Raw genomic sequence first — 19,649 nt, forward strand, 5'->3', positions numbered from 1 at the left:
TGTCCGGAGAGAGTTTCGTTTCGGATCCTGGTACCTAGCACTTATATAAAAGGAGATCATCAATCATGGCATTTTCTCAAAATACCCGGAAACAAACGATTGAGGCGTTAAAGAACAACAACTTGGATCTGCTGATCGTCGGCGGCGGGATTACTGGCGCGGGCGTGGCGATTCAGGCGGCGGCGTCGGGGATCAAGACAGGGTTGATCGAGATGCAGGACTTCGCCGAGGGGACGAGTTCGCGGTCGACCAAGCTGGTCCATGGCGGCATTCGTTATCTGAAGACGTTCGATGTGGGGGTCGTTTCTGACACCGTCAAGGAACGGGCCGTTGTCCAGGGGATTGCCCCGCATATTCCGCGGCCATTCCCGATGCTGCTGCCGATTTTTGACGAGCCGGGCAGCACCTTCGATATGTTCAGCGTCAAGATCGCCATGGATCTGTACGACCGCTTGGCCAGCGTCGAGGGGTCTCAGTATGCGAACTATACCGTTACCAAGCAGGAAGTCTTGCAGCGCGAGCCGCACATTGAGTCCACCGGCCTGCAGGGCGGCGGGGTCTATCTGGACTTCGTCAACAACGACGCTCGCTTGGTCATTGAGAACATCAAGGAAGCCGACGAGCTGGGCGCGGCTGTTGCCAGCCACGTGCAAGCCACTGGCGTGATCTATAACGAGGCTGGCCAAGTGGCCGGCCTGCACGCCAAGGATCTGCTCACGGGCGAGGAATTCGACATCCACGCGAAGCTGGTCATCAACACAACTGGTCCGTGGGCTGATAAGTTCAAGGCCTTGGATGAGAAAGAAGACCAGCGCCCGACTTTGCGGCCGACCAAGGGCGTCCACCTGGTGGTCGACGGCAGCCGTCTGCCGGTACCGCAGCCCACGTACATGGACACCGGTCTGAATGATGGCCGGATGGTCTTCGTGGTACCGCGGGAGGGCAAGACCTACTTCGGCACCACCGACACGGACTACACCGGCGATTACAAGCACCCGCGGGTAGAGCAGGCCGACGTGGATTACCTGTTGAAAGTCATCAACAAGCGCTACCCGGATGCCCACATCACCATCGACGATATTGAAGCCAGCTGGGCGGGTCTGCGCCCGTTGATTGCCAACAACAGCGCTTCCGACTACAACGGCGGCGGCGCCAACAAGGGCAAGGTATCGGACGAGTCCTTCGATAAGCTGATCAAGACCGTTGACGATTACGAGGACAAGAACGCCACCCGGGAAGACGTCGAGCGCGCCATTTCTAAGCTGGAGACCGCCCACGCGGAAGCCGGCTTGACCCCGTCCCAGGTGAGCCGCGGCAGTTCTCTGAAGCAGGCTCCGGATGGGATGATCACCCTGTCCGGCGGCAAGATCACCGACTATCGCAAGATGGCCGCGGGGGCATTGGCACTGATTCGCCGACTCCTTTCTGAACAATTCAACATCCAGACCAAGGAAATCGACTCGAAGAAGCTGCAAGTCTCCGGCGGGCACTTCGACCCGACCAACGTGGACGAGACGATGAAGTTCTTCACCCGCATCGCCGCCGACGCCGGGCTGCCTGAAGCTGACGCTCAGGACCTGGCCAACCGCTTCGGCTCCAACACCGGTCGCGTCGTCACTTACGTGCGCGACGGTGCCGCCCCGGGCTTGAGCCTCAAGGAGACCATCAGCCTGCGCTACTCGGTCAATGAAGAAATGACGCTGAACCCGGTGGACTACCTTCTGCGCCGGACCAATGCCATTCTCTTCCATGCCGAGACGCTGGATAGCTTGAAGCAGCCAGTCATCGACGAGATGGCCCGTCTGCTGGATTGGGACGATGATCGGAAAGCCGTTGAGTTGGCTCGTCTGAATGCGGCCATTGACGAGAGTGAACTGGCCTATCTGAAGAAGGCTGACGCTCCGGCTGTGACCCAGTAGAAAGAAGGATCGTTATGTGGACTGAAACATTAGGGGAATTCGTGGGGACCTTCATTCTGGTATTGCTTGGTGACGGGGTTGTTGCCGGCGTGACGCTGAACAAGTCCAAGGCGCAGGGCGCCGGCTGGATTGCCATCACCCTCGGCTGGGGTCTGGCGGTCACGTTGGGCGTCTACTCTGCGGCCTTCATGGGACCGGCGCACCTGAACCCGGCGGTGACCCTGGCCTTTGCCGTCATTGGCAAGTTCCCGTGGGCCTGGGTACTGCCCTTCATCATCGCCCAGATCCTGGGCGGGTTCCTGGGTGCCGTGTTTGTCTGGCTGCAGTACTACCCGCACTGGGCAGCAACGGACGATCCGGCAGCCACCCTGGGGATCTTCTCCACGGGCCCGGCGATCCGCAGTTACGGCGCCAACTTCCTTTCTGAATTCATCGGTACGGCGGTCCTGATCTTCGGTCTGCTCGCCTTCTCCCGGGGCAAGTGGACAGCAGGCTTGAACCCCATCGGCGTGGGTATCCTGATCACGGCGATTGGTCTCAGCCTGGGCGGGACCACCGGCTACGCCATCAACCCGGCCCGGGACCTGGGGCCGCGGCTGGCCCACGCCGCCTTGCCGATTGCCAATAAGGGCGGTTCAGATTGGTCCTACTCGTGGGTCCCGATCGTAGGGCCGTTCCTCGGCGGGATTGCGGGTGCGCTGCTGTTCGTGCTGCTGCCGTAACCCGGGGATCCCCCCATCGGTTGACGCGCAGCAGGGGCCGCTTTGCCCCCTCGCCCAGCTTGAAGCTGATCCATAATTTACAAACCTCCTGTGGCCGGCGCACGCCTTGTGCGCCGGCTTTTTTGCTGCCTGTTTAGGCCGCTGGGTAAGAGGTCCGCAGCGCTTCAAAGTGAGACGTTTTCTGGAAGATATCGCGCCATCGGTTCAAATTATGATTTCCATTAGTATAATGAAAGTGGGAATTTTGAACACGCTGGAAGGATTGATACATATGATTGGTCGAATTTTTCGTCTACGCTGGTTAGCCGTCTTCAGCGGTGTTCTTTTATTAGCCGGGCTGCTGCTGCCTGGCAGTCAGCCGCAGCATGCCCAGGCGGCGGCCGGTATCCTGCAAAGTACGTCCTTTGGGCCGACGATCGACGGGACTACGGCCACGTTCGACAGCAATAACGATCCGGGTAATGACAGCAGCAGCGATAATGGCATTGTGCGGGCGTGGGACAGCATCATTACCCGGGCCAGCCTGACGTTTGATCCCACTGATGCCCCTTACGATGTCACCTTTACACTGAGCGGCACGCTGGGCAACGGTCTAGTGGACAAGGTGCAGAACGCCGGCTTTCCAGATACCGTCAACGGCACGGCCGACTTCACAGCGGGCACCGTCTCCTTCTCGACTACGAAGACTTTCCACGTCACGGCGAACAACAATACCGACGTCGTCAACGTGCCCATTGATGTTTACGGGGCCAAAAACGGGACGGTGCTGACGCCCCATTTGCACGCCCATGTCACCAAGTGGGTGGATAGCAAAGGGACCGCCCACACGGTGGATGTCAGTCAGGATATTACGACCCCGGCCGACAGCGATAGCCGCAGCAGTTTCACCGTCAGCAGCAAGGTCAACCTGGGCGTCGTGCTGGTGAACGTCAATGGCTCTAATGGGCTGCGCGACTTCAATACCTATGCGAAAGCGACGGGAGCAGCACAAAAGAAGGCCGTCATCGGCGTTCTCAACTTTGGTGTCGGCTTGAAACCCCTGGCAGGTCGCGGCCATTCATTCTTGGGCGCGGCTTATCCCGATCCTGGTTCGGCAGTGACCGTCAATTTAGCCACCAGTGCCACGTTGAACAATACGGCCTTAGACTTGACCACCCCGATGCAAACGTTCCAGGTCGGGCCGGCGCGGCAGGACTTAACCACGGTGCCGCTCTTCGCCAGTCAGTACCCCAATGCACCCACCAGCGCCAGTACCATCAGTACCTACATGCCCAGCGGCAGCGGGGCGTTGACGCAAGCCGGTCCCAACATCGACGCCGTCATTGACAGCGGGACACTGACGGCGGGGAGTGCAGCGAACGCCCTCACCTACCAATATTCGGGCTGGTCCGCCGGCGGCGTTTCGCCCAACAATAGCGGCGGTAACAGCAACCCGTCCGATCCGTGGGCGACCCAGACGAAACTCTTTCTCTCCTCAGCGGCCACCATCATTCTGCCGCTGGACCAGTACACTAAGGGCGATGCTCTGAACTTCGTCGCGCAGAACAGTTCTGTCAATTACGTTGACGACGGGAAAACCGTGACCGAGGGCGCTGCAGATCTCGCCATCACTTCTGATGCGGCCACGCTGCCCACGAAGGATGGCAATTATGGGGCCAGTGTCAACTGGAACTATAGTGATTCCAACGCCATTGGGCACCAGTCGCTGAATGCCATTCTGCGGAATGCGCAGGGCCAGGTTCTCAGTACCGATGACTGGAAAGCAGACGATGCCGCCGCTTATACGGGGGAAACGGTGGAAGCCCAGATGCATCTGGGCCTCTTCGATGTTAATGCCACCGGGGCCGATGCTTACCAATTCTGGAACCCCAATGAGTCGCACTTTGACGACAGTGTTCAACCCTTTACATACAGTAAAGATGCCAACGGCGACCCGCTGAAGCCGACTTTCTATTATGGTATTAGCAAAACGGGCAAATATACCTTGGCCGACCTTACCGGCAATACCGGCGATTCGTATACGTGGTATGCCACCGCGAAAGAAGCGGAAGCTCACGGTGCCATTAGCGGAATTAAGTGTGTTTACACCCAAGCCCTCAGTCCGCTGTACCAGACAGATTATTATTACGACCGCACCATCGTCAGCGACCATTACGGAACGGCTGCGGCCAACGGCGATCCTTATCTCACCGTGAGCCGGTCAGTCACGTACTATGGTGACCGAACCGATACCAGCACGACCGCGTGGTACCCCTGGGGCAGTTACAACTACACGCCCGCGGCCTATACCCGGGCCCCCAGTGCCACGGATCAAACGAGTGCTTATACAGCACCGACCAATACTTATCAGATCAAACGCGGCAACAATGCCGCCGAAGCCGCTGACGGCACCTACCCCGTGGGGACGCTGCTGGTTGAACCTTACCTGACCCGGATCGACGACTTTTCTGCCAATGCCAAGACCTACGACATGGGAGATACCGCGGCCTGCTCGCTGACGCCGGATATTCAAGCGGGGAGCAGCGCCCAGACCACGGGGGTCATCACCCTGACCGTTACCCTGCCCAAGGGGGTTCACAGCAGCGATGTGACGATGGGCGGCAAGGCTGTTACCCCCGCCCTGAAAGAAAATACGGACGGCACAACGACGATGACGATTACCCTGGATCACCCCAAGCCAGGAGTCCAGCCGACCATCAACTTCAACCTCACCTTCGACCAGATGGATATCGATTTCGGGACCAACGTCTATAAGGCGTTTTCGATTCCGGCCGTCATCAGTTCCCCGGATGATGCCAGCGTGGTGGCCCTGCGCACTAAGAATCTGGACATCAATGTCAACAAGGAGACCGCGCTGATTGCCGACAAGAAGGCCGCCGATGGCACAGACAACGGCACCATGGCCAACACCGCCATCGTCGAACGCAACAGTCCCTTCAAGTTTCAGGTCCAGGTACGTAACGATTATTCCAAGGCCTACACCACCAATGTGTTGGACCGCCTGCCCAGCAACGGTGAGAAAGGCAGCGGGACCAAAGCGTCGCAATTCACCGGCGGCTACAGTATCGATAAGATTGTCGCCGGAAAAGGGTCGGGTAAAATCTGGTATACCTACGACCCGGCATTCACGCCGGACGGCAGCGGCACCAACGATGCAGACGCCGTGTATCAGCAAATCACCGCTGGTACGGCGACCGGGGACGCTCAATGGTACAGTTACACGCCGGGGGCAGCCTTACCTTACGACGAAAACAAACCGATCACGGCGATCCTTTTCCGGGAAGACAGCCTGCCCGTGGGCAGCAACGACCTGTACACCATGTACTACACCCCGCGTAAGACGAAAGCCGCCCCGGACGGCAACTACGCCGGCGACGTCTATGCCAATCTGGTGTCTTACCGGCGGACACCCACAGGCGATCCGTCCGTGACGGATACCGCAGAAGTGGATGTCGTGAACCGGACCATTAAGGGTAATGTCTGGCACGATGTCAACGGCGACGGCCTGCGTATTGCCGGCGGAACGACGGAGCCGGGGATCGCCAACTTCCACGTGCACTTGTGGGACGTTTCTGGCAGTACCCCGAAGCTGGTGACCAAAGATCTGAACGGTCAGGACATCACCAACGTGACCACGGACAAAGACGGCAACTATTCCCTGACCCACCTGGCCGCAGGGAAATACCGCGTGGGCTTTTCTCAAGCCAGCATGAGCAGCAACGCGGGCACCCCAACGACGATGAACGCTGATCCCAACGATTTGGCCAACTCCTCTGCCCTGGATCCGAGTTTGACGGCCACCGATGCGGCAGCGGGCGGGACGGATTATCTGTCCCATGCTGTCTACACCTTGCCGGATCTCTCGGCAATGGCCGGCACCACGGGATATGTGGTCGCCAATGTCAACGCCGGGTTTACCACGGCGGCCGGGACGCTGTCGTTGACCCATGTCCCGAATCTGTACTTCGGCAAACACGCGATTCCGCAAACCCAGTCAGTGTATCAAAATACCGCCGATCCCAGCACAGGCGCGACCGCGGCGGATAACACCCTGACCATCTCCGGTACGTATCAAGAGGCTTATCACGTCACGGCCAGCATGAGCACCTTCAAAACCAGCGACACGGCAGCCGCCGGTCTGGCGGGCGCCAGCATAGACTTCTCTGACCCCGTCAGCAGCACCATCACCAGCGTTGACCCCGTTGTTGCCGGCGATTCTGCTGTCACCATCTTTAACCATACTGGCATTGGCAACAACCCCGAAGATGTCACGTTCAAAAACATTCAGCTCACCATTCCCACCGCGGGGACGACCGGCATTCTTGGCAGTCAGTACCAAGCTACGGTGACATATGGGTTAAACTTAGGACTGTAAGACTGATTATCAAGCGAGGGAGCGAAGAATGTGAAGCAACAGTTAAAGGACGAGATTACTGCTTTGTTGCGGCCGGTGAGCCGGCAAGCCGATATTTGGGTGAAGTGGCAGAAAAATCCCGACACGGTGAAGACGTACCGGGACAATGACGGGCAGTTGGTGGGGATCACCGTGTTCAGCACGAATGATTTTCACCCCCACGCGCAGGGCTTCACCAGTTACGTCCAGCTGGGCAGTGAGAGTCTGTATCCCCTGCTGCTGGCGGATGTGCAGCTGATAGCTCGAAAAAACCATAAGGATCGGCTGGCGACGTGGGAATATCTACCGCTGAGCCATTTCAGCGAATGGCTGCTGGCCCACGGGTTCACCGAGTGGCGGCAGACCGTCATGCCGACGGTGCCGTTGGCAGATATCGCCGTACCGCACCGTCGGCATCAGAACAAGCGGTTAATGACCTTGCCCGAATTGAAGCGGGACGAATCGAATCTTTACGGCGAGCTGATGTGGACGAGCTTGTCCGATTACGCCCACAACCACCTGATCAATCCCGTGAAGAAAATGGACGATTTTGACGAATGGCCGCAACAGTTCGCCGATGTCATCCAGGACGCGCCCATCGCCATTGCGAATCAGACGCCCCACATCGGCGCTTATACCTTTCTCTTTGAAGACGACCCGCATGTCCTGACCATGAGCTGGGTGGGCGCTAACCACATCAACAATCTGCGGGCGCTGCAAGCGGCGCAAATCAACTGGGCGAAAGAGCACGGCTTCACGACGCTGCGCGGCGAATTCGACAGCACCGATTACTGGGCTTGGACGACGCTGCACGAATGGCCCTTCCGGCCGGCCCCGGTGTACGCGATGCTGGGCTGCCCGCTGCCGCAAGAAGAGACTGCTCAATAATCCGCCATCTAAGCCGCGACCAGCACTGGTCAATCATCACGACTGGTGCTGGTCGTTTTTTGCATGGTCTCGAATCAATGCATTGAACTCTTCAGCCAGCAAATGAATGCCCGCGGCACCGGGCTGCAGCGCGGCTTGAATGTCGCGGAACTGCCCATCGGCTGCGAACATCGGATCTTGTATATTGATGCTCGGATTAACGTCCATGCTGACCATGTGCAGTCCTTTGGTGACCAGTGACAGTGCCAGCTGCGCCTGGAACCCGCCGTGGTGGCCGTACACCACTTGACTCACCGGCTTATGGGCCCACTCGGCGTACAAGTAATCCAAGGCATTCTTCAAGACTGCCGGGTAGCCCCAATTATATTGCGGGTACACCAGCACGAACCCGGCACAGGCCTGGATCTCGCGGCTCCAAGCCATCGTGTAGGCCTGCTGGTAATGTCCCAGCGCGGGCATTGCCGGCTCATCTAAGAAAGGCAAGGCGACTTGGGCCAGATCGATCAATTTGGTCGTGAACAACGGCGTCTCGCCGGCATGTAGCGCCGTTTGGACCCATTCGCCGATTGCCCCGCCGATGCGCTCTGGTCGATTCGAGCCGATGATGATACCGATAGTTGGTTGTGTTTGCAAAAAAAGACCCCATTTCCTGAAATATACGTGCAACATGCACATATATTAACCGCTTCGTGGTAAAATAGCAACTATGGAAAATGAAATCTTTCAAGCGCTGCTGCAAATTGTCAATTACTTCAACGACCCCCGCTTTGACCAGCGGATCATCGCCGCGGCCGGTCTCACGCCCAGCCCCAATCTCCTGCCGATCATCGTCCGAGTAGGCACCGCCGGACAGCTGAATGTGAGCGACCTGGCCCGCCAGCTGGGCAAAGATTACTCCTCTGTCAGCCGGCAGGTGACCAAGTTCGAACAAACAGGGCTGCTGGCCACTCACCCCGATCCAGCAGACAAGCGGGCCCGACAAATCACACTCACCGCTGAAGGCACGGCGATCTTCCAGCGCATCGGCCAGGCCCGGGCGGACGTGTTGCAGACCGCCTTGGCGCCTCTCTCTGCTGCTGACCAAAAGCAAATCTTGACCAGCCTCCAGATGATTGCCAAATTGCTGGGCCGTTAGCCGACAAGTGTCCCCGAAGTCAAGAAGTACGCCTCCACAAAAGCGACTACTTGAAACGACGCCAACATTAACTGAATGACGTGAACGTCACCTTCAATCCTTTCAATCTGCATCGGCTTTTTTCATGGAGAAATTTTGGGATGCTTTGCACTTTGCGGATTTTTTTGCGTAATGTAATTCTGTAGGCGACAGAATCCGTGTAACCAATTCTGCTCGTGATCCGTTTATCAGTGCAAGGATTCTCTCTGCCACAACTGAATAATCAAATTTGTTGCTTTTAAACGTTACTTTACTGTATAGTAACGTTTAAAAGCAACAGGGAGGCAAAGAAATGGATGATTCAGCTAAGGTCAAACAGTATTTGGAACAAAACCACGGGAGCATTACGCGAAAACAAGCTCTCGCTATTGGCATTAATACCATGACATTAAGCCGAATGGCTGCCGCGGGAAAATTGGAAAGGGCTGATCGGGGGATTTACATCGATCCTGACTTTTTGCCAGATGACTTCCTACTCGCACAACACCGATTTAGTCAAGGTATCTTTGCTCGAGATACCGCGCTGTATCTCCATGGGTTAACCGATCGCACGCCTCTACTGCTCGATATGAATTTTCCACAGTCATATCATCCAGCGGGTTTAAAAGAATCCGCTATCGTCCCATCATTTCAGGCCGTACACCTATATTCACTGGGGATTACGGAGGTACTCACACCAGGAAGCCATCTGGTCAAAACATACGATATCGAACGCACCCTCTGCGATATCATTCGAAAACCGAACGAATCTGAAAACGAAGTGATTGTTCAAGCCATGAATGAGTATGCCCGCCGCCCCAACAAGGATATCACCCGTTTGTTCGAGTATGCCCGGGCCCTGAGGGTCACTGAAAAAATGCGCGGATATATGCAGGTGCTTCTGTGAAAAAAAGATTCAAAAACAGTATGCAATTCAAGGCGTACTTGAAGAAGGCGTCAGTGCAAAACAAAATCAGTCCGCAATTTCTTCTACAAGAAATTGCTCTCGACGATTTACTGGAGCGCATTGCACTTTCTCCATATAGGGACAACCTGATACTGAAAGGTGGTTTCTTGATCGGCTCGTTACTTGGCCTCGACACACGGTCCACAATGGATATTGATACCACTTTGGTCGGTCTTGCAATGACTGAGAAAACGGTTGCTGACGTTTTCTCGAAAATCTGTAAAATTCAACCCCTGAACGATCAGGTGCGCCTGGAACTGACCAAAGTTGAACCAATTCGAGATAAAGACCAATACGGCGGATTCCGCGTGCACATTCGCGCCAGCATCTTCAACCTCGCACCGACCATCAAAGTCGACTTGTCCACCGGTGACCGTATCACACCGCGAGGAATCAAATACCATCATCGCCTGATTACAGATGATCGGACAATCACAGTGATGGCATATAACGTCGAAACCCTCCTGGCTGAAAAGTTAGAAACGGTAATTGCCCGGTCAATTACGAATACACGCGCAAAAGATTTCTACGACTTGTATGCCCTCGCAACCACCGAATCACAAGAAATTAACTATGGTATTTTGCGACAGGCTGTAATCAACACTGGAACATACCGGCAAAGCCTGGGACGCCTTATGCATTACCATGAGACATTGCAACAAATCCGGCACGATTCAGTAATGCTTGCGGAGTGGCGCGCCTACCAGCAAAAATTTATTTACGCTCAAGGAATTAGTTTGGAAGAAACCTGTGACGTAGCCGAAAGTTTGCTTGAACGTCTCAACATTAACTGAATGACGTAGGCGTCACCTTTCTGCCAATAACCGGCCAAACAGCCACGCCACGACCACCAGCAGCAAACCGGTCACAACAAAGATGCCGCCGATCGGCACCACGTCGGCCAGGGGGCCGTATGCCAGCATGGCAATCGGATAGATACCGGTGGAAAGGATCTGCCAGAGGGAGAAGACGCGGCCCATCATGTCCTTGGCGATGGTCTCTTGCAGGTAGATGGTCTGCATCGTCAGGAAGAACGGATAGGCGACGCCGGAGAGGAACATGAACACGAGGTAAAGCAGGAACGGCTGAGGCACGCCCATTTCAGCGAAGCAGAGACCGCTGGCGGCGAAGCCCAGGGCAATGATACGGATCTTGTCGCGGAACTGCTTGCGCCAGGCGATGGCGAACCCGGCGATGCTGGCGCCCAGGGTCCACGCCCACTCGTTGAAGGTCAGGTGCCAGACTTGCGCGCCGAATTGGCGATTGACGTAGAGGGTAGAAAGCTGCGACGAGGGGGCGATGAGAATGAACGCCAGACCGGTGAGGACCATGAAGATGAGCAGGTGCTGCTGACTAGCGACGTAGCGTAAGCCACCGAGAATCTGGCCGATGGCGCGAGGCCGCCGCTGGGCGTTAGTTCCGGCCGCCTGGTTTGCCGGTTGTGTCGCTGACGCGGCGGTGGGCTGCTGGTCTGTCCTGCCGGCAGACGCCGCGGCGGAAGAAGCGGTCTCGTCTTGCGGCCGGCTGACCCGCAGCGTCAGTAGGGCCAACACGGCCAGCAGCGCACTGGCCGCGTCCACGATGAAGATCCAGATGATGCCGAGATCGGCCAGAATCCACCCGGCCAAGAGCGGCGACAGGAGCAGCATAGCCGCCATGACGACCTGGTTCAAGCCGTTCATCCGTGTGAGCGCACTGCTGGGCACGATTTGCGGCAGCAAGGCGTTGGCCGCGGGGTTCTCGATCCCGTTGCCCAGCGACCGGACGACGCCGATGGCCAGGAGCAGGACCAAGTCGTTCTGGTGGGTGGTGAAGACGACAGCCAGCCCCAGCGTTAACACCGTTACTGCCCCGGCCGCACCGATGATCAGCCACTTGCGGCTGTACCGGTCCGCCCAGACGCCGGCGAACAGCGAGATCAGCAGGGCCGGCAAGGTGGTGGCCAGGGAGACGTAGGTCATCCACGCCCCCGACGACGTCACCAGGGCGATGTGCCAAAGAATGGCGTAGAACACCGTGGAGGAGCCGAAGACGAAGAGGTTTTGACTGGTTAAGTAGGCTGCCGCTGCGCGGTGCCAGGCTGTTTCGGATTGTTGCATGATGTGCTGGGCTTCCCTTCCCTAAAACTAGACGATTGATCGGCGGCCCCGAACTGGCGGCCGTTTTAGTGTGCCGGTGCCTTTCTCACTGCCGTACGAACCGGTGGAACAGCCAGGCGACGATCAGCAGCAAGGCCCCCGTGACGACGAAGATGCTGCTGATGGGGACGCGGTCGGCCAGCGGTCCGAACGCCAGCATGGCCACTGGGTAGATGCTGGTGGACAGCATCGACCAGAGCGCGAACACCCGCCCCATCATGGCGCCGGGAACCGTCTCTTGCAGGTAGATGGTCTGGACGGTGAGGAAGAAAGGCGAGCTGGCCCCCAGGAAGAAGATGGCCGTCAGGTAAAGGAGCAGCGCGCCGGCCGCGCCCATGCCGATGATGCAGAGGCCGGCTGCCGCAAAACCAGCCGCGATGACGGTGGGCTGCCGGCGGATGTGCTTGCGCCAAAAGATGAAGGCGCCGGCCAGGCTGGACCCCAGGGTGAAGGCCCACTCGTTGGCGGTCAGGTGCCAAACGACGTTCCCGAAGCGGCGAGTTACATAAATGGAGTTCATCTGGGAGACTGGCGCAATGAGGATGAATGCCGCCGCCGTCAAGAGCATGAAGACGGCCAGCACATGGTGACTGGCAACATAGCGCAAGCCGCGGCGGAGTTGACCGGGCGCCGGCGCGACGGCCGTGGGCCGGTCCACCCGAAGCGTCAGGAGCGCGGCGATAGCCAGCACGGTGGTGGTACTGTCGGCAGCGAAGATCCAGAAAATGGTCGTGCGGGCCAAAAGCCAGCCGGCGGCCAGGGGCGCAATCAGCATGACCACAGAGTAAATGATCTGGTTGAGGCCGTTCATCCGGCTGATGACGTCCCGGGGCACGAGTTGTGGCAGCAACGCATTCTGGGTGGGCGTCTTGAGTCCCGTCCCCAAAGCCCGCACAACACCGATCACCAGCAGGAGACTCAAATCGCGAGGACGGCGGACAAAGAGCGCTGCGAGGCTCAGAGACAGCGCCGACACGGTGCCGATGGTGATGATCAGCAGCCACTTTCTGTTATAGCGGTCGGCCCAAACCCCGGCAAGCAACGCAATCAGCAGCGTGGGCAGACTGGTCGCCAGCGAGACATAGGTCATCCAGGCCCCCGAGGCGGTGTTCAGCGTGATTTGCCAGAGAATGGCGAAGAACGCCATGGCGGAGCCCAAAACGATCAGGTTCTGGCTGATGAGGTACGCCGCCGCATTGCGGTGCCAAGTGACCGGTGAGGATGACGACACGATACCCTGCTTCCTTCCTGTTTCACGTGAAACACAGTGTCCGGCTTAGCGGGCTGCTGTGACGGGGACGCCCAACCGCTGCTGTTCGGCAGCAACGAGCTGCTTGATCAGCGCCTGGTCCGAGGCGTCGGTGGCGTCCGGACTGGCCTGGGCGACAGCGGAATATTGGGCATAGGCTTGGAACGCCCGCTTCTTATCGGCCAGCATCTGCAGCATGCGTTCATCGACGCTGGCCGCAGTGAGCAGCCGGTAGACGGTCACCGTGTTGGTCTGGCCCATCCGGTACGCCCGGGACAGGGCTTGCTCTTCCAGAGACGGTTTGATCTGCGGCTCGCAAAAGATGATGACGCTGGCCGCCTGCAGGTTGAGCCCGAAGCCGGCGGTGTTCACCTGGGCACAGAGGACATTTCTCTCCTGCGCAGAGGCGGCGGTGAAGGCATCCATGATATTCTGGCGCTCCTGGGGACTGACGCCGCCCATGATCGGCGGGAAGCTGGCCGCGGCGAGGTGGGTATGGACCTGGTTCAGGACGTTGCGGAAGAAAGAAAAGACGATCACCTTGCGCCCGCCGGCCTGAGCCTCGGCACAGATGGCCAGGAGCCGGTCCAGCTTGGGGGACGCGGCCGGGTCGCCGCCGCTGAAGCCGGCCTGGCGCATGCCCATGAAGTTGCCCGCAGCAACGGCCTGGCGATAGTGAAGAAATTCGGCGGGGCCAAAGTCCACCCAGTCTTCGAAAAACTCGATGGGCGGCAGCTCGCGCAGGACATCCTGCCGGGTGCGGCGTAAAGAGACCAGCTGGGCGTTGATGTGCGCCCACTGGTCCTACAGTTGTACCACGTTGTCGCGCGTAAATGATGTGCGCTGCATTGCCCTGCCCCGTTTCTCCCCACGGTTCCTTGAATGTCTTAATTCCAGTATACCGTGCTGTGCGGTCCGGCTCAAAGCAAACACCCAATACAGTTAGCGGCCAGTTGTATTGATGTTCAGTTTTAGAAATGCGCAGCGGCTGGCGTAGTATGATAGAGGCAATGAGATCACTATAGAAAGCAGGTTTTCTTCCATGTCTGATGTCAATCCCCTCGCCGCCGTCCTGACGGCGATCACTCAGTACGATACGATCATCATCCACCGCCACGTGAACCCCGACCCCGACGCCATTGGGTCGCAGACTGGGCTGGCCGCGATTCTGCGGGCGGCTTACCCCGATAAGACGATCTACGCCGCCGGCAGTGAGGCGCCAACACTGGCCTGGATCGGCGACCAGGCCACGGTGCCGGCCAGTGCTTACAAGGGTGCCTTGGTCATCGTCATCGACACCGCTAACACGGCGCGTATCGACAGTGACCATTACCGCGACGGCGCCCTGCTGATGAAGATCGACCACCACCCCAACGAGGAACCGTTCGGCGACATTCAATGGGTCGACCCTGGCGCTTCCAGCTGCAGTGAAATGGTCTACGATCTAGTGACCTATTCCGATAGCCTGGCCATCAACCAGACCGCCGCCGCCCCGCTCTACGCCGGGCTCATCGGCGATACCGGCCGTTTTCTCTACGACCTGACCACGCCGCGGACCCACGAAGTCGCCGCCGCCCTGTTGCGGACGGGCATCGATGCCCCGGCGATCGGCCGCCAGGAATCTTCCTTCACGCCAGCGGTGGGCAAGCTGCTGGCCTACGCCCTGGACCACGTCACCGTCACCCCCAACGGTGCGGGGTCTTTGATCATGGACCGGGACTTAATTGAGAAATTCCACCTGCCGGCTGGCCGGGAACAAGCCGCCGTGGGTTTCCTCGGCAAGTTGACGACGCTGGACCGCTGGGTCGTGTTTACGCAACAACCCAACGGCAAGTACCGGGTAGAACTGCGCAGCAAGACCACCCCGATCCAGCCGTTGGCAGTGAAGCACGGCGGTGGCGGTCATGATTTGGCCAGCGGTGCTGTCGCCGATTCGCTCGATGAGGTACACACGATCATTAGGGAACTAGACGCCATGAACTGAGTTGGAATTGGCCATCGTTCTGAGTGAAAAAACAGCAGTGCCAACTTTTGCCGGCACTGCTATTTTTGTACTTCTTTACTTGAGCTTGCCCGACTGGGGGCAAACCAATTCCTACTTGATGGCTGCATACAATGCTTTTTCATTGTAGAAATGCAAAAGCACAATCATTACCCCATAAATCACCATGGGAATCCAGACATAGTTCAGATCGATCATCTGCAGCGTGCCTGCGTTCTGGGCATGGTTGGCGACGTAACCGGACATATCCAGTAAACCGCCGGTGACCAGCCCGCCCAGGCCCAGACCGAGGTTCACGCCGAGGTCATTGGCCGAGGCAAAGATGCCCTCGGCCTGAACGCCCAGGACGACCATCCCGTAGCGAATCGTGTCCGCAATCATGATCGACACCAAGCCAACGATCATCCCCTGGCCGATGCTGTTCACCGCGGTCGCCGCAAACAGCACAGGCAGAGAACGGGCATACACCCCCACTGCCAGCAAGAGCTGGCCGCCGAGGGCGATCACCATCCCGGTGCCCATGGTGCGCTTGTTGCCCCAGCGGCCGGCCAAGGCCATGATGCTGACCACACCGATGAGGGAGGCAAAGGTGAAACTGTTTGCCCAGGAGACCAAGTTCTGATCATTAAGGACATACTTGAAATAGTAAACCGTCGTTTGGTTCTTAATGGCCGTCACCAGCCAGAAGCAGAAGATGACCAGGGACAAGACGAGCCACGGGGTATTGCGCCGCGCAGCGCCCAGCACCTTGCGCCAGGGCTGATGGGCAATCTCGGGCTGGCTGAAACGTTCCCGAATCTGGAAGAACGTGTTCAGGATCAGAGCCAGTGAAATCACAGCGAACAAGCTGATGGTGCCGAGAAAGCCGCGCTGCTCGTTGCCGCCGCCAAAGAACGCGACCAGCGGCAGCGTGAAGACGGCCACGATAATTTGTACGGCACTGCCGAAGAATTGGCGAATGACCCCGAGCAGCGTCAGCTCCCGGTCGTTTTCTGACAAGGTCGGCAATACTGAGGTGATCGGCAGGTTGACCGTGGTGTAGAGAAAGCCCAATCCTAAGTAAGTAAAGTACGCCCAGGCCAGCTTGCCGCCGTAGCTGAACGGCGGTGTCACGAACGTCAGGACGGCGAAAACAACGTAGGGCACGGCGTACCACAGGAAGAATGGCCGGCTCTTACCGAAACGGGAGTGGGTGTGGTCGATCATCAGGCCGACCAACGGCGATTCCACGACGTCGCACATCCGGGCAATGATAAAGAGCAGCGCCACATCGCCGGCGTTCAACCCGTAGACATCGGTGTAGAAAAACAGCAGGTACGTGGTCATCACCTGGAAGACCAGGTTATCCGCCGCATCGCTCAATCCGTAACTGATCCGTTCCGGCCACCGCGTTTGCCAGCGTGTTTGTTGGCGCATCAAGTCACCTTACTTTTCGTGTTCCATTTCTTCAATGACCAGTTCATTGACCCAGTTCCAGATAGCGTGGCCCAATGCTTCAGAAATGTGTTCCTCCATCGGCTGCTCGGATGCGGGCGGGACGTTGCCGATGGCGGGCATAGCGACGAGGTGGGCTACCGACCAGACGCCGAGGCCCCACGCCGTTCCCTTGCCTAGCTTGGCCAAAGGAATGTAGTGCCGGACGACCGCATAGAACATCGCCAGACTGGTGGAGAAGCCGAAGTGAATGGCCAAGCTGGTCCAGGGAATCTCGTGACCGTTATACGTAAACGTCGCGTGGGCCAAGCGCTCCGGCAAACCCAGTTGTTCCAAGAGATGCTGGGGCGGGTTGGTGGCGTCCCGTTCTGGCGTCCGCGGCGGCAGAATATTCTCCCACCCCAACTTGACCAGACCGGAAACCGTTCCGGCAACAGCGCCGGAAACCAATGCGTGATGGACCGAAAATTGTTTCTTAGCCATGGTAAAAACCTCCCAAATCCTTTATTCACTTACAATTGTATAGCTAATTGGCTTCCTCCGCTACTGGAACGGCTGAATCTGGACTGGGTACCGCGGCAATCAGGGCAGCAATCGCGGGGGCACAAATCGCGTCGACGTTGGTCTGCTGCTCGGTGAGCTGGTCCAGACGGCGCAGTAACATAATCAGACGAATGACCACGTCGTACCAATTTTGAAAAGGCACGCGGTGAGTGGCGGCACGTTCATTCTTTTTGAGGAGCATCGTCAAGCCTTCAATGGTCTCCATAGTTCCATTGTATCGAACCGACGTTCGAAAAGCTGGTCAAAAAGCTCAGATTTTTTCACGGAAAATGAAAAAGCACCCTTGAAAGGATGCTTACGAAGCTCTGTGTGAAGCGTTTCTGGCTAAAAAATACCAATATCCACGCTAACACCACCTAATTTCTGAATCACGGTTCGGCCGGTTTCTCTGCGACAATATACCCATCGAGCCAAGCCCGCATGAACTGGCTCAAGGTCTCGTCCGCCCCTTGGTCGGTCGGGGCCATCAGCCATGCATCCAGTTCCTTGGGGTGGCGCGGTGCAGAAATGGCATCGTAGAAATTCATGCCCCGCTGGCGCGAATGATCAAACCATTCAGCAACGACCGCCGGAATCACCGGCAGAGCACTGTACGCCTTTCGGAAATACGTATCAGACTCCGTAAATACATTGCCGTCATCGTTGATCAGCCAGCGGCCCGCCGCCACAGGGGTCAATTGCTCATAGTTAAAGACCCAGCCGTCATCCGCCGAGGGACTCTGCACCATACCCCAGCGCCGGGCCATCTCAGTGCTGCCGTCAAACCGCTCGGCCTTGATAATCGTCTTGTGGTGATACAACCCTTCTGCCATCTCAACCGCCTTCTTTCGTTTGCTCACATTATCCCACAAACACGGGGTGCAGTCGCGGCTTGCGCTCTCGGCCGCCCCCGCTCACAATAGAATTATCACGATTGTGGTGCAGCGGTGAACACACGCGGCATGCGTTGCGTTCACCACCGGCACCGCTGGGGGAGGATTTCTCACATGACACAACTCTGGACTTACAGTTACTTCACCAGCCATACGGGCAATCAGTTCGATTGGCTGCGTTACGGCGTCACGGGGGTGGTGATCGTCGTCACCGTCGCCCTGATGCTGAATTACCTGCGCCACCGGGACAGCGCCCGGAACCGGGACTTGCTGGTGCTGTCCTTGCTGGTCGCTGCGCTGGCCGTGGCGATTCAAATCAGCGATATCCAACAGAATTACCAGCTGACCAACAGCAATAACAATAATGCACTAATCATGCGCCGCTTCATGAAGGACGTGGCGAAGAAGAAAGACGTTCCGCCCGCCGCCATCGCGGCGAACATGACCTGGCTGGGCACTGGGCTCGTCTTGAAGGTCGATGCCGACTATTACGCCGTCACCTTCAACAACGACTCCAGCATCACCAGCTACACGCTGACCAAGACGACGCTGCTGAACCAAAAAGTGCAATACATTAAGGAGTGACGACCGACCATGGACATCGATTACTTTTCTCTCTTCATCAAACTGACCCTGGGCTTCGCCGCCTTCGTCTTGCAGATTGCACTGGCGGGACGGGGCAACCTGGCACCGAGCAACGCCATCGACCAGTTGCAAAACTTCGTCCTGGGCGGCATCATCGGCGGTATTCTCTACAATCCCAGCATCACCATCCTGCAATTCTTCATCGTCCTGCTGCTGTGGAGCATCATTGTCTTCGGCGCCCGCTTCCTGGCCAACCATAACAGCATCGCCCGGAACATCCTCATCGGGTCCGCCCACACCATCGTACATAACGGCCGGATCGACACCGATTTTGCCACCCGGGCCGGCATCTCGGCCCAGGAGCTGGCCTTCCAGCTGCGCCAGCACGGGGCCAGCAACCTGAGCAAGGTGAAGCGGGCCGTGCTGGAGACCAACGGCACCCTCACCGTGACCCTGCAGGACGATCCGACGGCCTACTATCCCGTCATTCTGGACGGTCAGGTGGACGAAGATTCCCTGGACATCATCCACAAGGACCGCAACTGGCTCGACACGCAGCTTCAATCCCGAGGGGTCACCCTGGCCCACGTGTACATGGCCGTGTACATCAATGATCATTTAGAAATCACCCAATACTGAGCCCCCTGCCTTGGGCCTGATAAGCACCCAAAAGGGACTGGGACAAAATTCTCCCTCGACGCCGTGTCAAAGCTCCGCAAGCTCCGGCAAAACGGGCTGGAACGTGGTGGGCACGGCTTGAAGC

At 57.8% G+C, this 19,649-nt stretch carries 18 protein-coding genes; 10 read left to right on the plus strand and 8 right to left on the minus strand.

All coding sequences use genetic code 11. The annotated features are described in order from the left end of the window. Window positions 1–65: 65 nt before the first annotated feature. The 4 genes from glpO (at window position 66) to L248_RS03615 (ending at window position 7,922) form a co-directional block, all read left to right on the plus strand. Complete coding sequence (gene glpO, locus L248_RS03600; RefSeq protein ID WP_022528710.1) at window positions 66–1,919, plus strand: type 1 glycerol-3-phosphate oxidase; 1,854 nt, start codon at window positions 66–68, stop codon at window positions 1,917–1,919. A 14-nt stretch (window positions 1,920–1,933) separates the two neighbouring features. After that, entirely contained in the window at window positions 1,934–2,641 is a 708-nt protein-coding gene (locus L248_RS03605) for an MIP/aquaporin family protein (RefSeq protein WP_022528711.1), read from the plus strand. A 271-nt stretch (window positions 2,642–2,912) separates the two neighbouring features. Further along, window positions 2,913–7,016, plus strand: coding sequence for an SdrD B-like domain-containing protein (locus L248_RS03610; protein ID WP_040534709.1), 4,104 nt, complete (start codon window positions 2,913–2,915; stop codon window positions 7,014–7,016). A 30-nt stretch (window positions 7,017–7,046) separates the two neighbouring features. Next, entirely contained in the window at window positions 7,047–7,922 is an 876-nt protein-coding gene (locus L248_RS03615) for a hypothetical protein (RefSeq protein ID WP_022528713.1), read from the plus strand. Between the two features lie 36 nt (window positions 7,923–7,958). Here L248_RS03615 and L248_RS03620 read toward each other — a convergent pair whose 3' ends face one another. Beyond that, window positions 7,959–8,555, minus strand: a complete 597-nt coding sequence (locus L248_RS03620) for an NADPH-dependent FMN reductase (protein WP_245585271.1) — start codon at window positions 8,553–8,555, stop codon at window positions 7,959–7,961. Between the two features lie 73 nt (window positions 8,556–8,628). Here L248_RS03620 and L248_RS03625 point away from each other — a divergent pair, with 73 nt between their 5' ends. The 3 genes from L248_RS03625 to L248_RS03635 all read left to right on the plus strand — a co-directional run bounded on the left by L248_RS03625 (window position 8,629) and on the right by L248_RS03635 (window position 10,836). Next, entirely contained in the window at window positions 8,629–9,057 is a 429-nt protein-coding gene (locus L248_RS03625; protein ID WP_022528715.1) for a MarR family winged helix-turn-helix transcriptional regulator, read from the plus strand. A gap of 331 nt (window positions 9,058–9,388) precedes the next feature. Beyond that, a complete protein-coding gene (locus L248_RS03630; protein ID WP_022528717.1) occupies window positions 9,389–9,982 on the plus strand; it encodes a type IV toxin-antitoxin system AbiEi family antitoxin domain-containing protein in 594 nt (197 codons plus the stop codon). Window positions 9,983–10,035: 53 nt separating this feature from the next. Continuing rightward, window positions 10,036–10,836, plus strand: a complete 801-nt coding sequence (locus L248_RS03635) for a nucleotidyl transferase AbiEii/AbiGii toxin family protein (RefSeq protein ID WP_196811984.1) — start codon at window positions 10,036–10,038, stop codon at window positions 10,834–10,836. Between the two features lie 12 nt (window positions 10,837–10,848). On the opposite strand, the gene L248_RS03640 is transcribed toward L248_RS03635, so the two are convergent. The 3 genes from L248_RS03640 to L248_RS03650 form a co-directional block, all read right to left on the minus strand. After that, window positions 10,849–12,141: an MFS transporter gene (locus L248_RS03640; protein ID WP_022528719.1), complete on the minus strand. Its 1,293-nt coding sequence runs from the start codon at window positions 12,139–12,141 to the stop codon at window positions 10,849–10,851. 85 nt (window positions 12,142–12,226) lie between these two features. Then, window positions 12,227–13,411 (minus strand): MFS transporter, encoded by a 1,185-nt coding sequence (locus tag L248_RS03645; protein WP_022528720.1) that lies wholly within the window; start codon window positions 13,409–13,411, stop codon window positions 12,227–12,229. A 45-nt stretch (window positions 13,412–13,456) separates the two neighbouring features. Continuing rightward, window positions 13,457–14,134 (minus strand): helicase-related protein, encoded by a 678-nt coding sequence (locus tag L248_RS03650; protein ID WP_022528721.1) that lies wholly within the window; start codon window positions 14,132–14,134, stop codon window positions 13,457–13,459. 337 nt (window positions 14,135–14,471) lie between these two features. Between L248_RS03650 and L248_RS03655 the strand changes: the two genes are divergently transcribed. After that, window positions 14,472–15,413: a DHH family phosphoesterase gene (locus L248_RS03655; protein ID WP_022528722.1), complete on the plus strand. Its 942-nt coding sequence runs from the start codon at window positions 14,472–14,474 to the stop codon at window positions 15,411–15,413. Between the two features lie 111 nt (window positions 15,414–15,524). Here L248_RS03655 and L248_RS03660 read toward each other — a convergent pair whose 3' ends face one another. The 4 genes from L248_RS03660 to L248_RS03675 all read right to left on the minus strand — a co-directional run bounded on the left by L248_RS03660 (window position 15,525) and on the right by L248_RS03675 (window position 18,241). Further along, a complete protein-coding gene (locus tag L248_RS03660) occupies window positions 15,525–16,847 on the minus strand; it encodes a glycoside-pentoside-hexuronide (GPH):cation symporter (protein WP_022528724.1) in 1,323 nt (440 codons plus the stop codon). Window positions 16,848–16,856: 9 nt separating this feature from the next. Then, complete coding sequence (locus L248_RS03665) at window positions 16,857–17,348, minus strand: YagU family protein (RefSeq protein ID WP_022528725.1); 492 nt, start codon at window positions 17,346–17,348, stop codon at window positions 16,857–16,859. Window positions 17,349–17,391: 43 nt separating this feature from the next. Further along, window positions 17,392–17,610 carry a hypothetical protein gene (locus tag L248_RS03670; RefSeq protein ID WP_155828556.1) on the minus strand — a complete coding sequence of 73 codons (219 nt, stop codon included), beginning with the start codon at window positions 17,608–17,610 and terminating at the stop codon, window positions 17,392–17,394. A gap of 187 nt (window positions 17,611–17,797) precedes the next feature. After that, complete coding sequence (locus tag L248_RS03675) at window positions 17,798–18,241, minus strand: DUF1642 domain-containing protein (protein WP_040534712.1); 444 nt, start codon at window positions 18,239–18,241, stop codon at window positions 17,798–17,800. A gap of 174 nt (window positions 18,242–18,415) precedes the next feature. On the opposite strand from L248_RS03675, the gene L248_RS03680 reads away from it, so the two are divergent. Together L248_RS03680 and L248_RS03685 are read left to right on the plus strand one after the other, a co-directional pair. Further along, a complete protein-coding gene (locus tag L248_RS03680; RefSeq protein WP_022528728.1) occupies window positions 18,416–18,886 on the plus strand; it encodes a DUF3290 family protein in 471 nt (156 codons plus the stop codon). 9 nt (window positions 18,887–18,895) lie between these two features. Continuing rightward, window positions 18,896–19,525: a DUF421 domain-containing protein gene (locus L248_RS03685; protein ID WP_022528729.1), complete on the plus strand. Its 630-nt coding sequence runs from the start codon at window positions 18,896–18,898 to the stop codon at window positions 19,523–19,525. Window positions 19,526–19,649 lie beyond the last annotated feature (124 nt).

This window comes from Schleiferilactobacillus shenzhenensis LY-73, from assembly GCF_000469325.1.
GTDB classification, from domain to species: domain Bacteria; phylum Bacillota; class Bacilli; order Lactobacillales; family Lactobacillaceae; genus Schleiferilactobacillus; species Schleiferilactobacillus shenzhenensis.

Coding starts and splice junctions, on each gene's coding strand:
- L248_RS03640 (WP_022528719.1), bottom strand. CDS start 12,141: ATGCAACAATCCGAAACAGCCTGGCACCGCGCAGCGGCAGCCTACTTA.
- L248_RS03605 (WP_022528711.1), top strand. CDS start 1,934: ATGTGGACTGAAACATTAGGGGAATTCGTGGGGACCTTCATTCTGGTA.
- L248_RS03660 (WP_022528724.1), bottom strand. CDS start 16,847: ATGCGCCAACAAACACGCTGGCAAACGCGGTGGCCGGAACGGATCAGT.
- L248_RS03680 (WP_022528728.1), top strand. CDS start 18,416: ATGACACAACTCTGGACTTACAGTTACTTCACCAGCCATACGGGCAAT.
- L248_RS03675 (WP_040534712.1), bottom strand. CDS start 18,241: ATGGCAGAAGGGTTGTATCACCACAAGACGATTATCAAGGCCGAGCGG.
- L248_RS03610 (WP_040534709.1), top strand. CDS start 2,913: ATGATTGGTCGAATTTTTCGTCTACGCTGGTTAGCCGTCTTCAGCGGT.
- L248_RS03625 (WP_022528715.1), top strand. CDS start 8,629: ATGGAAAATGAAATCTTTCAAGCGCTGCTGCAAATTGTCAATTACTTC.
- L248_RS03665 (WP_022528725.1), bottom strand. CDS start 17,348: ATGGCTAAGAAACAATTTTCGGTCCATCACGCATTGGTTTCCGGCGCT.
- glpO (WP_022528710.1), top strand. CDS start 66: ATGGCATTTTCTCAAAATACCCGGAAACAAACGATTGAGGCGTTAAAG.
- L248_RS03655 (WP_022528722.1), top strand. CDS start 14,472: ATGTCTGATGTCAATCCCCTCGCCGCCGTCCTGACGGCGATCACTCAG.
- L248_RS03630 (WP_022528717.1), top strand. CDS start 9,389: ATGGATGATTCAGCTAAGGTCAAACAGTATTTGGAACAAAACCACGGG.
- L248_RS03670 (WP_155828556.1), bottom strand. CDS start 17,610: ATGCTCCTCAAAAAGAATGAACGTGCCGCCACTCACCGCGTGCCTTTT.
- L248_RS03685 (WP_022528729.1), top strand. CDS start 18,896: ATGGACATCGATTACTTTTCTCTCTTCATCAAACTGACCCTGGGCTTC.